Consider the following 13,924-nt stretch of genomic DNA (forward strand, 5'->3'; position numbering starts at 1 on the left):
CACAAAAAACCCGCTGGACATGGCAGCGGGTTTTTGAGGAAAGCGCACAGTTCATTCCAGTAACTGTATCGCATGACGTGATGCAGGCGTTCATCGCTCATAGTAGCGATACACCGACGGATGAAACTCAATGCCATAAAGCTGGCTGACTGGAATCAGCAAATCAATATGATTGCTGAGATCGAATTCACGCTCTTCAGCGGGTTGTGATGTGGCGTTGATCAGGCGATGGAACCACTGTGACAGCATCGTTTTCATCGTCAGGCTCTCCAGTAATGGTTGACCCTGACAGTAAAGCGCAACCTGCTTTATAACCAAAACGATTAGATATGCGATGGAATCCCAATTAATGCATATATCAATGGCCGCCCACTGCTACGGCGGCCATCTATGTTATGCCCTGCTCTTCGCCAGCATACGGCGATAATTATTAAGCCACTTGCCGCTGGTCAAACGCAGCCAGAAGAAAACACCGCGCACCGTCCAGTCAAGGAACATACCAAGCCACACCCCGACCACGCCCATACCGAACATGATGCCCAGCACATAGCCGGCAACCACGCGCGCACCCCACATGCTGAACATCGACACGTACATGGTATAACGGGCATCGCGTGCACCTTTCAATCCGGCAGGCAGCACCCAGGAGGCGGTCCAGATCGGCATAAAGGCAGCATTGAGCCAGATAAGATGTTTGGTGACTTCAATCACTTCCGGGTCGCGGGTGTAGAATTTGGCCAGCGTGCCAGCCAGCGGCACCGTTATCAATGCCAATGTGCAAAGCCCGATCATCGCCAGCCAGAACACATGTTTAATCTGTCTTTCCGCCTGCATCACCTGATTTTTCCCCAGCCGTTTGCCGGTGATGATGGTGGAAGCCGAACCGAGGGCATTGCCTGGCAGGTTAATCAAGGTGGCAATCGAGAAGGCGATAAAGTTACCGGCAATTTCATTGGTACCCATGCCTGCCACAAAGATCTGCGTCAGCAATTTACCGCCGTTAAACAGTACCGATTCAATACTGGCCGGCACCCCGATCCCCAGCACCTCCATCAGGATGTTGCGATCCCAGCGACGGAAATAGCTGGCGATGCTGATTCTTAACGCCGGAGTAATGCCGCGATATAGCACATAAATGGCTGCCGCCGCACCGATATAGCGTGAAATGGTTAAGCCCAATCCTGCGCCGACAAACCCCATCCCTTCCCAGCCCATGGCACCATAAATCAGCACACTACTGATCACGATGTTGAGGATGTTCATACCGCCATTAATCAGCATGGGAATTTTGGTATTACCTGCTCCACGCAGCGAGCCGCTGCCGATCAGGGCAATCGCCGCCGCCGGGTAGCTCCACGCCGAGGTTTGCAGGTAGCTGAGCGCCAGCTCTTTCACTTTAGGGTCTGCGCTGCCTGCGATGACATCAATAATCAGATGCCCCCAGATCTCGATCACGATGACCAGCACAAACGCCAGCACCGTCATTAAGCCCAGTGATTGCCGTGTGGCGGCGCGGGCGCGTTTTCCGTTCCGTTTGGCGAGACTAAACGCCACCACCACGGTAGTCCCGAGGTCGATCGCCGCAAAGAAGGAAATAATCACCATATTGAAGCTGTCGGCCAGACCGACGCCCGCCATCGCCTCTTTCCCCAGCCAGCTCACGAGGAAAGTACTCAGGACGCCCATCAGCATCACACACAGGTTTTCAATAAAGATGGGCACGGCTAATGGGGTAATTTCACGCCACAACAGCGTGCGATAAGATTGACGTTTCGGATACCACGCCGTATTTCTGACCGCCCGCATCACTGCTACGCCAGGATTTTGCAAGGGAGTACCAAATCACTTTGGAGAGGAAGAAGAGTAATAATGATGATAGGCCACTGAGAAATATGCAAAGTGTTTCCCATCACCATTTAATCATTATTACAAACTTTTTGTCGCCACCACCGCAGGATCCGCTGCACCACCGAGATAAGCACTGCGCACCTCTTCGTTATTTAAGAGTTCTTCCCCACTGCCGCTCAGTTTGATCTCGCCGTTGACCATCACATAGCCGCGATCGGCCAGCCTCAACGCATGCCTTGCATTCTGCTCCACCAAAAACAGCGTCATACCTTGCTGGGTGAGTTCGCGTAGGATGTTGAAGATCTGCTTCACCACAATCGGTGCCAGACCGAGACTCGGTTCGTCAAGCAGCAGCAGTTTTGGGCGACTCATCAGCGCACGCGCAATCGCCAGCATCTGCTGCTCGCCACCGGAGAGCGTCATCGCACGCTGTTTGCGGCGTTCGAGCAGACGCGGAAACAGTTGGTACATGCGATCTTTATCCTCTTTAACAAAGCGATCGCCCACCGCGATCGTGCCCATCAGCAGATTCTCCTCTACCGTCATATCGGGAAAGATGCGGCGGCCTTCGGGGGCCTGCGCAATGCCGCTAGCCGCAATGAAATGGGTGCTGCGGTGGCTGATTGACTCACCACGCAAGCGGATGTCGCCACTGGCGATGCGCGGCTGGCCAAAAATCGACATCAGCAGCGTCGATTTCCCCGCACCGTTCGCGCCAATCAGTGCCACTGTTTCGCCTTGATTCACTGTCAGGGAAACCTGCCTGAGCGCCTGTACCGGACCATAAAACACATCCACCTGTTCAAAACTCAGCATCGGTTCAGTCATGGTCGCTCTCCTCATCTGCGCCGAGATAGGCGGCGATAACTTTGGGATCGTGGCGAATTTGCTGCGGCGTACCCTGCGCGATGACATCGCCATGATCGAGTACCACGATGTGATCGGAAATACGCATCACCATCGGCATGTCGTGTTCAATCAGCAACACGCTGATACGGTGATCGGCGCGTAAGCGATGAAGTATTTGACTGAGGGCATCGGTTTCGACAGGGTTCAATCCCGCGGCCGGCTCATCCAGACAAATCAGTTCCGGTCGCGTGCACATGGCGCGCGCAATCTCCAGTCGGCGCTGCTGGCCATATGAGAGCGTGCCCGCCAGTCGATTGGCGCAGGAGACCAAATCCACACTCTCCAGCCAATAAAAAGCGCGGTCTAAGGCGCGGTTTTCCGCTTCGCGATAACCACGGCTATTCAGGACGCCCGCCAGCAGTTGGCGATTAACTTGCATATGCTGCGCCACCAGCAAATTCTCTACCACCGACATTTCCCTAAACAGGCGGATATTCTGGAAGGTGCGCGCCAGACCGGCCCGATTAACCAGATGCGCGCCACCGAACATTTTGTACCAAACTCGCGAACCCAGCCGCGCCGGATTGAGCCAATCCTGCGGATGAATTTTCTGGCCTAAAATCTGGATGACATCGGTACTGCGCTGATTGGCATTGAGCATAATTCGCCCACCGGTGGCGCGATAAAAGCCGGTCAGGCAGTTAAATACGGTGGTTTTACCGGCGCCGTTCGGGCCAATAAGTGATGTCACCGACCCCCGCTCAACGGAGAGACTGACATCATTCAGCGCTTTAATACCGCCAAAACGCATCATTAAATTATCCACTTGCAGGATGGCATCACTCATGGCGATCTCCTTTTCGCAGCGGAACACCCACACGTGCGGTACGAACCAGTCCGCGCGGTCGCCAAATCATCATTAACACCATCAACATGCCAAACAGCAGCACGCGGTATTCGGCAAAACTGCGCAGCAGTTCCGGCGCGACCGTGAGCACAAAGGCGGCAAGGACGACGCCGAGCGTCGAGCCCATTCCACCCAATACCACAATCGCCAGGATTAACGCCGATTCAAAGAAAGTGAAGGAGGTGGGATTCACAAACCCCTGATAGCTGGCAAAAAACACCCCGGCTATCCCGGCCGTCGAGGCACCCAACATGAAAGCAGAGAGTTTGACCAGCACATGGTTAAGCCCCATGGCGCGGCAGGCAATTTCATCTTCACGTAACGCTTCCCAGGCCCGGCCAATTGGCATGCGCGTCAACCGATGCTTAATCAACAGCACCAGCAACACCACTAGCACCAGCACGACATAGATGAAGATGAATTTCATATTGGGGTTGTAATCGAGATGAAAAAACTCGTGATACGGCACACCGCCGTCTTTGGCTCGCCGGGCAAATTCAAGGCCAAAAAAGGTCGGTGAAGGTATCGAGACCCCATTGGGTCCACCCGTGAATGACACCCAGTTGGTTAGCACCAGACGGATGATTTCACCAAAGCCAAGGGTCACAATGGCCAGATAGTCGCCGTGCATCCTGAGCACCGGAAAACCCAGCAGCGCGCCCGCAAAAGCGGCCAGCAAAGCCGCAATAGGCAACATACTCCAGAACCCGAGGCCAAGGTACTCGTAGCCCAGAGCCAGACCATAAGCCCCGATAGCGTAAAATGCGACATATCCCAGATCGAGGAGTCCGGCCAGCCCCACCACAATGTTGAGTCCCAGCCCCAGCAGCACATAAATCAGCCCAAGAATGGCCACCGTTAGCAGGTATTTACTCGATATAAATGGAAAGGCAAATGCAGCAATCAACAACAGCGGCAATACCCAGCGCATCCGCGAACGATAGCCCGGCTCACGGACATAAACACCGTCATCATTGCCTTCAAATTTTCGCCTGAAGCGCTGCCCGTAAGGCGTAGTGGTAAACAGGCTCATCAATAAACGTCCTGCCATGACCAGCCCCACCAACAGCGCTACGCGTTGCGGCGACAATTTGAAGCTGTAACCATCCAGCACCACACCCACAATCGGACCAAACACTACCAGCGCAATCACTCCCGCCAGCAGCGTGTCGAGCAATGCTTCACGCATGCCCGCTTTTTGCGTCATTGCATTCATCGTGGCTTCCTCACACTTTCGCGACCAGCGGACGCCCCAGGAGCCCCTGCGGACGGAAGATTAAAATCACCACCAGCAGCGAAAACGAGAACACATCTTTATAGTCAGAGTTCACCAGCCCCGCGAATTGAGCTTCCGCCACGCCCAGCAACAAGCCACCCAACATCGCGCCCGGCAGTGAGCCAATGCCGCCTAACACTGCGGCTGTAAAGGCTTTGATACCGATGATAAATCCGGCATAGAAATCAAAGGTGCCGTAGTTCATGGTCACCAGCACACCCGCCAGTCCAGCCATGGCTGCACCGATGACAAACACCAGCGAAATCACGCGGTCAGTATTGATGCCGAGAATAGACGCCATGCGCCGATCCTGCTGAACGGCACGGCAGATGCGGCCAAGTTTGGTGTACTGAATGATCCAGGTGAGCAACGCCATGCCACAGAACGCGGCAATCAGAATAAAGACTTTGGTCCAGGTGATTTGCACAATACCGCCATCCACTTCCATGCGCAGCACACCCGTCAGCAACGTCGGAATACCCTGCTGATTGGGGCCCTGGCTAAGTTGCACGTAGTTTTGCAGAATCAACGACATGCCGATGGCGGAAATCAGCGGCGCAAGGCGTGTGGAATTGCGCAGGGGCCGATAAGCAATACGCTCGATCGCCCAGCCATAAGCCGCCGTGACGATAATGGTGAACAGCAAGGTGCCGAAAATCAGTAATGGAAAAGAGTGAATACCAAAGAAACTCAGTAGCGCTAAGCCTATCGCGCATAAATAGGCGGAGATCATATACACCTCGCCGTGCGCGAAGTTGATCATGCCGATAATGCCGTAAACCATGGTGTAGCCGATGGCGATCAACCCATACACCGCGCCCAGCGTCAGGCCATTGATCAGTTGCTGTAAGAAGAAGGCGTCCATAAATCCATCCCGCGCGTAGAGGGAGCGCACACATCGCGCCCAATGGCGAAAGGCCCCGTGATGCGGGGCCGCGTGTCGAATTACAGTTGGTGATACTTGCCTTTGTCATCCCACTGATAAACTACATAATCCGAGACTTTCAGATCGCCTTTGCCATCCCAGGCTTTTTTACCCATCACGGTATCGACGCTGTTCGCTTTTAACCAGTCACTGGCTTTGGCGTTGTCTTTACCCGCGGCTTTGTAAGCCGCCGCAATAGCCTGCACAGAGGCGTATGCGTACAGGGTGTAACCTTCCGGTTCGAAGCCGCTGGCGCGGAACTTCTCAATTACCGCTTTGCCATCCGGAATGGTGCGCGGGTCATTACCGAAGGTCATGTAAACGCCTTTGGTGTACTGAGGCCCACCTGCCGCCGTCACCATCTCTTCTGTCACGATGCAGTCCCCGGAGAAGAAGGCTGCATTGACACCCTGTTCACGCATCTGACGCACCAGCGGGCCGGCTTCTGGATGACAACCACCGAAATAGACCACGTCGGGTTTCACCGCGCCAATCTTAGTGACCAACGCATTGAAGTCCTTCTCACCGCGAGAAAGCCCCTCATACAGCACCTCTTTCACGCCACGTTTTTCCAGCGCGGCTTTGGTGGCATCGGCCAGCCCCTGACCGTAAGTATCCTTGTCATGGATCACCGCCACCTTTTTCGCTTTCAGTTTGTCGATAATGAAGTCCGCTGCAATCGCACCTTGCTGATCGTCACGGCCACACATGCGGAACATGGTTTTCATACCGCGCTCGGTGATTTGCGGGTTGGTGGATCCGGGGGTAATCGCCAGCACGCCAGCTTCGTCATACACTTCCGACGCGGGCATGGTGGAGGAGGAACAGAAGTGACCCACCACGGCCATCACTTTGTCCTGATCGACTAATCGGTTTGCTACCGATACCGCCTGTTTGGGTTCGCAGGCATCATCGCCCTGCACCAGCACAATTTTTTCGCCGTTTATACCACCAGCGGCATTGATATCATCGGCAGCCTGACTGGCGCCCTTCCAGTATTGCGCCCCGTAGGTCGCATTAGGTCCTGAGAACGGGCCGGCCACACCAATCTTGATATCCGCCTGAGCGTAAAATGCCATGCTCAGGCAACCTGCAAGTACCACCTTCACTGGGTGTTTCATGAATTTCAAAGACATGCTTTCAATCCTCAACGGGTCAGGAACGGAGCCATACCACGGCCTGGGAGAAATCAATTTCTGAAACTTTTGCAGCACTGTATGTAGCCGATAGGGCCACGATTTAGGATCAAGCAAGAAACTCGCCAAAGAAGACGGTCGGTGGCAGCTTTTTGCAGTGGCATCGCGCCAGGGCAGACGAGGCGCGTGGTGACATCCCTGCTAATCATAAACATAGCCAGAGTTAAGCTGCATACCAGCACCGTGATGGTGCAGAATGCGGTCGATCACAGATTATTCATCGTGCTGGGGTGTTTATCCGCTATGCTCTGGTCAAATCGGTCCACGTTTCCTGAAGGAGAATCTATGAATACGCAACGGAACGGATTGAGCAGCCAGCAGGCACTGGATGAACTGGAACGCCTGTATGAAAGCGCGGTGGAAGCACTGCGCAACGCGATTCGCGATTTCACCACACAGGGCACGCTGCCGGATGAAGATGCGCGTCAGAAAGGCCTGTTTGTTTACCCGGAACTGCGCATCACCTGGTTAGGTGAAGGTCCTCAGCAGAACCGCACCCGCGCATGGGGACGCTTTACTCACACCGGCAGTTACAGCACCACCATTACCCGCCCGGCACTGTTGCGTCACTACCTGAGTGAGCAATTACAGATGCTGGAGAAAGAGTACGACGTTCTGGTTGAAGTGGTGCCTTCACAGCAGGAGATTCCCTACCCGTACGTGATTGACGGCCTGACACTGGATCGTTCGATGAGCGCCAGCATTGCGCGCCATTTCCCTACCACCGAGCTGTCGCAGATTGGCGATGAAACCGCAGATGGCCTGTTCCATGCCAATGCGATTTTCCCGCTGTCACACTTCGATGCGCTGCGCACTGATTTCTCCCTCGCACGTCTGCGCCATTACACCGGCACAGCCGTCGAGCATTTTCAGCCGTTTGTGCTCTTCACCAACTACACGCGCTATGTCGATGAGTTCGTTCGCTGGGCAATTGAGCAGGTCCAGGATCCTTCCACACCTTATGACAGCCTTGCCTGTGCTGGTGATGTGGTGATCACCGCTGACACCCAGGATCCTACTGCAATGATGTCCGATCTGGCCTGGAAGAAGCATCAAATGCCCGCCTGGCACCTGACATCACCCAATCGCCGTGGCATCACGTTGGTGAACATTGGTGTGGGTCCTTCCAATGCTAAAACGATTTGCGACCACCTGGCGGTGATTCGCCCGCACGCCTGGCTGATGATTGGTCACTGCGGCGGTCTGCGCGAAAGCCAGACCATCGGTGATTACGTGCTGGCACATGCTTATTTGCGTGACGATCATGTATTAGATAGCGTGCTGCCGCCGGACATTCCTATCCCAAGCATTGCTGAAGTGCAGCGTGCGCTGTATGACGCCACCAAAGCCGTGAGCGGCATGCCAGGAGAAGAGGTAAAACAGCGCCTGCGTACCGGCACGGTAGTGACCACGGATGACCGTAACTGGGAGTTGCGTTACTCCGCTTCTGCATTGCGTTTTAACCTGAGTCGCGCGGTGGCGGTAGACATGGAGAGTGCCACGATTGCTGCACAGGGTTATCGCTTCCGTGTACCTTACGGCACCTTACTGTGCGTCTCGGATAAGCCACTGCACGGCGAGATTAAATTGCCGGGACAGGCGAATCGTTTCTATGAGGGGGCGATTTCTGAGCATCTGCAGATTGGCATTTGCGCGGTAGAACTGCTGCGTGCTGAGGGCGATAAGTTACATTCAAGGAAGTTGCGCACCTTTAATGAACCCCCCTTCAGGTAAAGGTTTAACTCCGGTCCCAATGGGGCCGGAGTCACATTGGATTTCAGATCAAACTTTAACTAGCAGATCTTTCACAAACCAGGCCAGGACAGCCAGAATAGCGGGCACCATAATGGACCAGGTGAGTCGGTCATTCAGCTTTTCAAATTTCACGTCAAGCTTTTCAAACTTCTCATCGATCCTGACAAACTTCTTCTCAAATTTTTCATCCATGCGTTCAAACTTCACATCGATGCGTTGTTCCATTTTGTCTAGCTTGTCGTCGATGCGCAGTTCCAACTTTTCCAATTTACCGTCGAAATGCAGCGCCATTTTCCCCAGTTTATCGTCAAAGTGCAGCGCCATCTTTTCGAACTTACCATCGGTACGCTTTTCCGACTGCCCCATTTCTCCCAGCAGTTCGGTACGCAGCGTGCCGATATCGGCCTTGGTCGCGAAATTCTCTGATCGCGCGGTCAGGACGGCAACATCCTGTTGAATTTGATGCGTGGTTTTTTCCAACAACCCGACTCGTTGAGTTAATTCTTCCATTTTTGAATCCTCAATATTCCTGACGACGTAGATAAGAGGTGGAAGAAACGGGGCAGCACGCATGGCGTATTCCATTACAAACCTCCAGATAGACCCGGCTATCTCTTCACCTTGCAGATTAGTGAAACAGATTCGAGCCGATTAAACATTCCACGAACCCGCCATTCACGGCAAAAAAAGATCAGGCAGGCATCAATACGCCGCACAGGCTAAAACTGGCAGAGAAATAACAGAAGGAGCCTTAGTGAAGGATTGCGAGAGGTCGCACAGAGAATATTTGCGGAGATGAAACAGAAAACACGGAAGCCCGAGCGGGCTTCCGGAAACCAAAACTTAAGCGCTTAACCAGCCCAGTTTGATCACGAACAGAATCGAGAGAATCACCAGTGCAGCATTGATCTCTTTAGTACGACCACTCAGCAGTTTTACCACGGTCCAGGTAATGAAACCGAAGGCGATACCGTTGGCGATGGAGTAAGTCAAAGGCATGGTCAGCGCGGTGACGGTTACTGGCGCAGCCGTAGTGATGTCTTTCCAGTCAATTTCGGCCAAACCAGAGGCCATCAACACCGCCACAAACAGTAATGCCGGTGCGGTAGCGTAAACCGGAACACTACCCGCCAACGGCGAGAAGAACAGGCTCAGCAGGAACAGCACAGCGACCACAATAGCCGTCAAACCGGTACGACCACCGGCACTGACACCTGCAGCAGATTCGACATAGCTGGTGGTGGTTGAGGTTCCCAGTAATGAACCAAACAGCGCAGCAGCACTGTCAGCGATAAGCGCACGGCCCATTTTCGGCACATTGCCCTGCTCATCCGCCAGACCCGCACGCTTCGTCACGCCCAGCAGCGTACCGGTATTATCGAACACATCCACAAACAGGAAGGCGAAGATAACGCTCACCAGACCTACGTTAAATGCACCGGAGATATCCAGTTGCATAAAGGTCGGTGCAATCGAAGGTGGCGCTGAGAAAACGCCACCAAATGGCGTCAGACCAATGCCCATCGAAATAAAGGTGACGACCAGGATACCAATCAGCACTGCGCCGGTCACGCGACGTGCTTCCAGCGCCACAATGATGAAGAAACCTAACAGTGCCAGCAGTGGGCCCGGTTTGGTCAGATCGCCCAGGCCAACCAGTGTTGCCGGGTTATCCACCACGATGCCCGCGCCTTCCAGCGCGATCAGTGCCAGGAACAAGCCAATACCCGCAGCGATACCCGCGCGCAGCGGCAACGGAATACTGGCAATAATCCACTCACGGATTTTGAAAATCGACAGCGCAAAGAAGATGACCGCTGACAGGAACACCGCGCCGAGTGCGATCTGCCAGGTGTAGCCCATGTGCAGCACAACGGTATAAGTGAAGAAGGCATTGAGACCCATGCCCGGAGCAAGCGCGATCGGGTAGTTGGCGATCAGCCCCATCAGCACACAGCCAATTGCCGCCGCTAAACAGGTGGCCACAAATACCGCGCCTTTATCCATGCCGGTCGCACCGAGAATGCTCGGGTTAACAAACAGGATGTAGGCCATGGCCAGGAAGGTAGTGATACCCGCAATGATTTCTGTGCGCACGGTGGTGTTGTGCGCTTTAAGTTTGAAGAGTTTTTCTAACATCATCATCTCTCATGAGCGGAGACGGCACGGGTGCACGTTCTCTCTTGCCAATGTGGTTGAAACACTAGTTATATTTTTGATGAAAGCGATTTGAGCCGGACGTAAGGCAAGAGCACCTTCCGCTTTCCCCTGTCCATATAGCAATAGCTATGCCATCACCGTACGCAATCGTTTACGTTTACGAATAGCGCGACGGTTAAGATAATTCCGAACCAGAATGAGGCGCGATTATGGTGCATTGCACTATTGCCGCGCAATCGTTTTCCCTACGGTCAATGGTCTCGGTAGAAAATATTGCGGCAACGCACGATTTCGCACACTGCCTGGCGATGGCGCTCACGTTTCTGCAGCATAGGGCAGCAGCTTAAAAACATCGGGTTACACTGCTTTTTAACCCTTTCGCAACATGTGAGAAAGCGCAATGAAGCCCGCGATTTTAGTCGTTGATGATGATCGTGCCGTGTGTGAATTGCTGCACGATGTATTAAGTGAACATGTGTTTACTGTTTACAGCTGCCATCAGGGCAAAGATGCCCTTGCGCTACTCAACCTGCACCCCGAAATTTCATTGGTTATGCTGGATATGATGCTACCGGACACCAACGGCTTACTGGTGCTGCAACAGATGCAGCGGCAGCGGCCGGATCTGCTGGTCATCATGCTAACCGGGATGGGATCGGAAGCGGATATGGTGGTGGGATTAGAGATGGGTGCTGATGATTACATTGCCAAACCCTTTAATCCCCGCGTGGTTGTGGCCCGCGCGCGCGCTGCATTACGCCGTTGCGGGCGTCTGACACAAGCCGATACACAGCAGGATGAAGGATGGCAATTTAATGGCTGGCGGCTGGATGATGCGCGTTGCCAGCTGTTTAATCCTCAGCGCGAAAGCGTTGCCCTCACCCAAGGCGAATATACCCTGTTGCGCGCTCTGGTGGCGCACGCACGCAAAGTGCTCACGCGCGATCAACTGCTGGAACTGACCCACAATGAAAGTCTTGAGGTGTTCGACCGAACGATAGACGTGCTGATTATGCGACTACGGCGCAAGATTGAAGCCAATCCGCATCAGCCAAGTCTGATCCGTACCATCCGCGGCCTGGGTTATGTCTTTTCCGCTGATGTACTGCGTCCCGCTTCGGCCGCCCGCGAAACACAGATTGCATGATCCATCCAGCGCTGCATCTCGGCCAATGGCCGCGTGCCGTCCAGCGCATTTGCTGCATGCAAATTGAAACAGGCGCAGGTATGTGCCAGCTTCAATGTCTCCAGCAAGGGCAGACCTTCGTGACTGGCATAGAGCACCCCAGCACAAAACGCATCTCCCGCTCCAACGCTGCCCACAATCTCTTCCGGTTTCAGGCACCATGCCGGCTGCCATAACCCTTCTCCACCGCTCTCTTGTCCCCATGCCCCCTCTGGTGCATGGATCACCACACGTTGACGCACGCCCTGTTCAATCAACCAGGCAGCGGCGTCGGCGAAGGCGCTGGGCACCGCCAGCCCTGAAGCACTGCGCAGGGTTACACCGGTAAGTGATTGCGCCTCCAGTTCGTTAATCACCAGATAGTCCAGCCAGCGCAAAGCCGGCATCACCAGCGGGCGATATTCTCCTGCCCGCGACACCAAATCCAGTGAAGTGAGATAGCCGCGTTGCTGCATCTGGGCCAGCAAATGTGCACTGCGTGTGCCAAATTCCTCATCGGGCTGATCGAGACTATCCAGCAACAGCAAGTAGCCGAGATGGAAAATACGGTGTGGCGTGGCAACGTCAGTGAAATGGGGCAGATCCAGCTGTGCGTTGGCACCGCGCGCATGGAAAAAGGTGCGTTGCCCATCGGGTGTGGTCATCACTTGCGTCATTGCCGTTCTGACACTCTGGGTGCGATGCACAAACTGACGATCGATCTGGTGGTCGTCTAACAGCTCAACTATGTAATTGCCGTCACTGTCCTCGCCCACCATCCCTACACCCGCCAGCGGCAAATTCACCTGCATGCGCGCTAAGGTGAAAAGCACATTGAGCGCGGCACCACCACTGCACTTCTCGCTGTGCGTGATCTCGGCTAACCAGCCTTGTTCCGGCCAATGCGTGATCCGCTGCACATGGTCAACCAGCATACTGCCCGCACCAAGAATGCCGTTGCGTTGCACCATGTCAGGCCCTCCCGGCGCTGCCAAACACCTGCATCTGCTGTGCCACTACATTGGCAATATCCTGTTCTACCGCCATCAACAGTTCGGCAAAGGAGTCGTAGCGGGCATCACGCTGAGTAATTTGCTTTTCGATCGCGCCCAGAGCGGCTTGCGACATGCCGGTGTAGAAATTGATCTTATGGATGCCCAGACTAATCGCGTGGCGGAAATCGGCATCACTGATCCCTGAACCGCCATGCAGCACCAGAGGTATGCCTGCCGCCGCGCGAATTGCCGCCAGACGATCAAAGTCGAGTTTCGGCTCTCCTTTATATTTGCCGTGCGCGTTGCCGATGGCCACGGCCAGACAATCGATCCCCGTTGACTGAACAAACTCCGCCGCCAGAGCAGGATCGGTAAACTTATTGCTATCAGCCTCACCAAACAGCGCCCCACCCTCGTCGCCGCCTACCGCACCGAGTTCCGCCTCCACCGACACGCCGATCGCATGGCACATTTTCACCACTTCGCGCGTCTGCCGCACATTCTCCTCGTAGCTGAGGGTCGATCCGTCAAACATCACCGAAGTGAACCCGAGGCGTATCGCCTGCATCACCGCTTCAAAATGCAAACCATGGTCGAGATTGAGCACTACCGGAATATCGTGCAGTGCCGCTTCAGTGCGAACCGCCGCAATCAGATGTTCCAGACTGACATACTTAAAATGCACTTCCGCGATGTTGATAATAAACGGTGAGCGCTGTTGCTCAGCCGCCTGGAACAGCGCACGCAGGAAATGGGTATCCAGCACGTTAAATGCGCCGAGTGCGTATTGGTGCTGCTGCGCATGGGCCAGGCCCTGCGCCAGAGAAATCAGTGCCATCGTGAACTCC

Annotated in this window: 13 protein-coding genes; 2 read left to right on the forward strand and 11 right to left on the reverse strand. The window is 54.4% G+C overall.

Translation table 11 applies throughout. The annotated features are described in order from the left end of the window. Positions 1-90: 90 nt before the first annotated feature. The 7 genes from LBW88_RS06695 to LBW88_RS06725 all read right to left on the reverse strand — a co-directional run bounded on the left by LBW88_RS06695 (position 91) and on the right by LBW88_RS06725 (position 6,884). Positions 91-258 (reverse strand): hypothetical protein, encoded by a 168-nt coding sequence (locus tag LBW88_RS06695; RefSeq protein ID WP_224931511.1) that lies wholly within the window; start codon positions 256-258, stop codon positions 91-93. A gap of 135 nt (positions 259-393) precedes the next feature. Beyond that, positions 394-1,806, reverse strand: coding sequence for an EmmdR/YeeO family multidrug/toxin efflux MATE transporter (locus LBW88_RS06700; protein WP_224931509.1), 1,413 nt, complete (start codon positions 1,804-1,806; stop codon positions 394-396). Positions 1,807-1,926: 120 nt separating this feature from the next. Further along, the gene (locus tag LBW88_RS06705; protein ID WP_224931507.1) at positions 1,927-2,676 is read right to left on the reverse strand and encodes an ABC transporter ATP-binding protein; all 750 of its coding nucleotides are present in this window, start codon (positions 2,674-2,676) and stop codon (positions 1,927-1,929) included. Continuing rightward, entirely contained in the window at positions 2,669-3,544 is an 876-nt protein-coding gene (locus LBW88_RS06710) for an ABC transporter ATP-binding protein (protein WP_224931505.1), read from the reverse strand. Before LBW88_RS06710 ends, LBW88_RS06705 begins: the two co-directional genes overlap by 8 nt. Beyond that, positions 3,537-4,820, reverse strand: coding sequence for a high-affinity branched-chain amino acid ABC transporter permease LivM (gene livM / locus LBW88_RS06715; RefSeq protein ID WP_224931503.1), 1,284 nt, complete (start codon positions 4,818-4,820; stop codon positions 3,537-3,539). Before livM ends, LBW88_RS06710 begins: the two co-directional genes overlap by 8 nt. A gap of 10 nt (positions 4,821-4,830) precedes the next feature. Beyond that, positions 4,831-5,745, reverse strand: a complete 915-nt coding sequence (locus tag LBW88_RS06720; RefSeq protein ID WP_045832249.1) for an ABC transporter permease subunit — start codon at positions 5,743-5,745, stop codon at positions 4,831-4,833. Positions 5,746-5,825: 80 nt separating this feature from the next. After that, positions 5,826-6,884 (reverse strand): branched-chain amino acid ABC transporter substrate-binding protein, encoded by a 1,059-nt coding sequence (locus LBW88_RS06725; protein WP_160868152.1) that lies wholly within the window; start codon positions 6,882-6,884, stop codon positions 5,826-5,828. A gap of 402 nt (positions 6,885-7,286) precedes the next feature. On the opposite strand from LBW88_RS06725, the gene LBW88_RS06730 reads away from it, so the two are divergent. Continuing rightward, a complete protein-coding gene (locus LBW88_RS06730; protein ID WP_224931501.1) occupies positions 7,287-8,735 on the forward strand; it encodes an AMP nucleosidase in 1,449 nt (482 codons plus the stop codon). 48 nt (positions 8,736-8,783) lie between these two features. Here the strand turns inward: LBW88_RS06730 and LBW88_RS06735 are convergent, their stop codons facing one another. Then, positions 8,784-9,341 carry a hypothetical protein gene (locus LBW88_RS06735; RefSeq protein WP_224931499.1) on the reverse strand — a complete coding sequence of 186 codons (558 nt, stop codon included), beginning with the start codon at positions 9,339-9,341 and terminating at the stop codon, positions 8,784-8,786. A 258-nt stretch (positions 9,342-9,599) separates the two neighbouring features. Beyond that, the gene (locus LBW88_RS06740) at positions 9,600-10,898 is read right to left on the reverse strand and encodes an NCS2 family permease (protein WP_224931497.1); all 1,299 of its coding nucleotides are present in this window, start codon (positions 10,896-10,898) and stop codon (positions 9,600-9,602) included. A gap of 418 nt (positions 10,899-11,316) precedes the next feature. On the opposite strand from LBW88_RS06740, the gene LBW88_RS06745 reads away from it, so the two are divergent. Beyond that, positions 11,317-12,063 carry a response regulator gene (locus LBW88_RS06745; RefSeq protein WP_224931495.1) on the forward strand — a complete coding sequence of 249 codons (747 nt, stop codon included), beginning with the start codon at positions 11,317-11,319 and terminating at the stop codon, positions 12,061-12,063. Here the strand turns inward: LBW88_RS06745 and LBW88_RS06750 are convergent. Further along, entirely contained in the window at positions 12,000-13,052 is a 1,053-nt protein-coding gene (locus LBW88_RS06750; RefSeq protein WP_224931493.1) for a carbohydrate kinase family protein, read from the reverse strand. The two genes, LBW88_RS06745 and LBW88_RS06750, sit on opposite strands and share 64 nt — an antisense overlap. A gap of 1 nt (position 13,053) precedes the next feature. After that, the gene (locus LBW88_RS06755; RefSeq protein ID WP_224931491.1) at positions 13,054-13,914 is read right to left on the reverse strand and encodes a ketose 1,6-bisphosphate aldolase; all 861 of its coding nucleotides are present in this window, start codon (positions 13,912-13,914) and stop codon (positions 13,054-13,056) included. Positions 13,915-13,924: the final 10 nt, after the last annotated feature.

It is taken from the genome of Pantoea sp. alder81 (genome assembly GCF_020179835.1).
In the GTDB taxonomy this organism is placed as follows: domain Bacteria; phylum Pseudomonadota; class Gammaproteobacteria; order Enterobacterales; family Enterobacteriaceae; genus Pantoea.

Coding starts and splice junctions, on each gene's coding strand:
- LBW88_RS06695 (WP_224931511.1), bottom strand. CDS start 258: ATGAAAACGATGCTGTCACAGTGGTTCCATCGCCTGATCAACGCCACA.
- LBW88_RS06700 (WP_224931509.1), bottom strand. CDS start 1,806: ATGCGGGCGGTCAGAAATACGGCGTGGTATCCGAAACGTCAATCTTAT.
- LBW88_RS06705 (WP_224931507.1), bottom strand. CDS start 2,676: ATGACTGAACCGATGCTGAGTTTTGAACAGGTGGATGTGTTTTATGGT.
- LBW88_RS06710 (WP_224931505.1), bottom strand. CDS start 3,544: ATGAGTGATGCCATCCTGCAAGTGGATAATTTAATGATGCGTTTTGGC.
- livM (WP_224931503.1), bottom strand. CDS start 4,820: ATGAATGCAATGACGCAAAAAGCGGGCATGCGTGAAGCATTGCTCGAC.
- LBW88_RS06720 (WP_045832249.1), bottom strand. CDS start 5,745: ATGGACGCCTTCTTCTTACAGCAACTGATCAATGGCCTGACGCTGGGC.
- LBW88_RS06725 (WP_160868152.1), bottom strand. CDS start 6,884: ATGGCATTTTACGCTCAGGCGGATATCAAGATTGGTGTGGCCGGCCCG.
- LBW88_RS06730 (WP_224931501.1), top strand. CDS start 7,287: ATGAATACGCAACGGAACGGATTGAGCAGCCAGCAGGCACTGGATGAA.
- LBW88_RS06735 (WP_224931499.1), bottom strand. CDS start 9,341: ATGGAATACGCCATGCGTGCTGCCCCGTTTCTTCCACCTCTTATCTAC.
- LBW88_RS06740 (WP_224931497.1), bottom strand. CDS start 10,898: ATGATGTTAGAAAAACTCTTCAAACTTAAAGCGCACAACACCACCGTG.
- LBW88_RS06745 (WP_224931495.1), top strand. CDS start 11,317: ATGAAGCCCGCGATTTTAGTCGTTGATGATGATCGTGCCGTGTGTGAA.
- LBW88_RS06750 (WP_224931493.1), bottom strand. CDS start 13,052: ATGGTGCAACGCAACGGCATTCTTGGTGCGGGCAGTATGCTGGTTGAC.
- LBW88_RS06755 (WP_224931491.1), bottom strand. CDS start 13,914: ATGGCACTGATTTCTCTGGCGCAGGGCCTGGCCCATGCGCAGCAGCAC.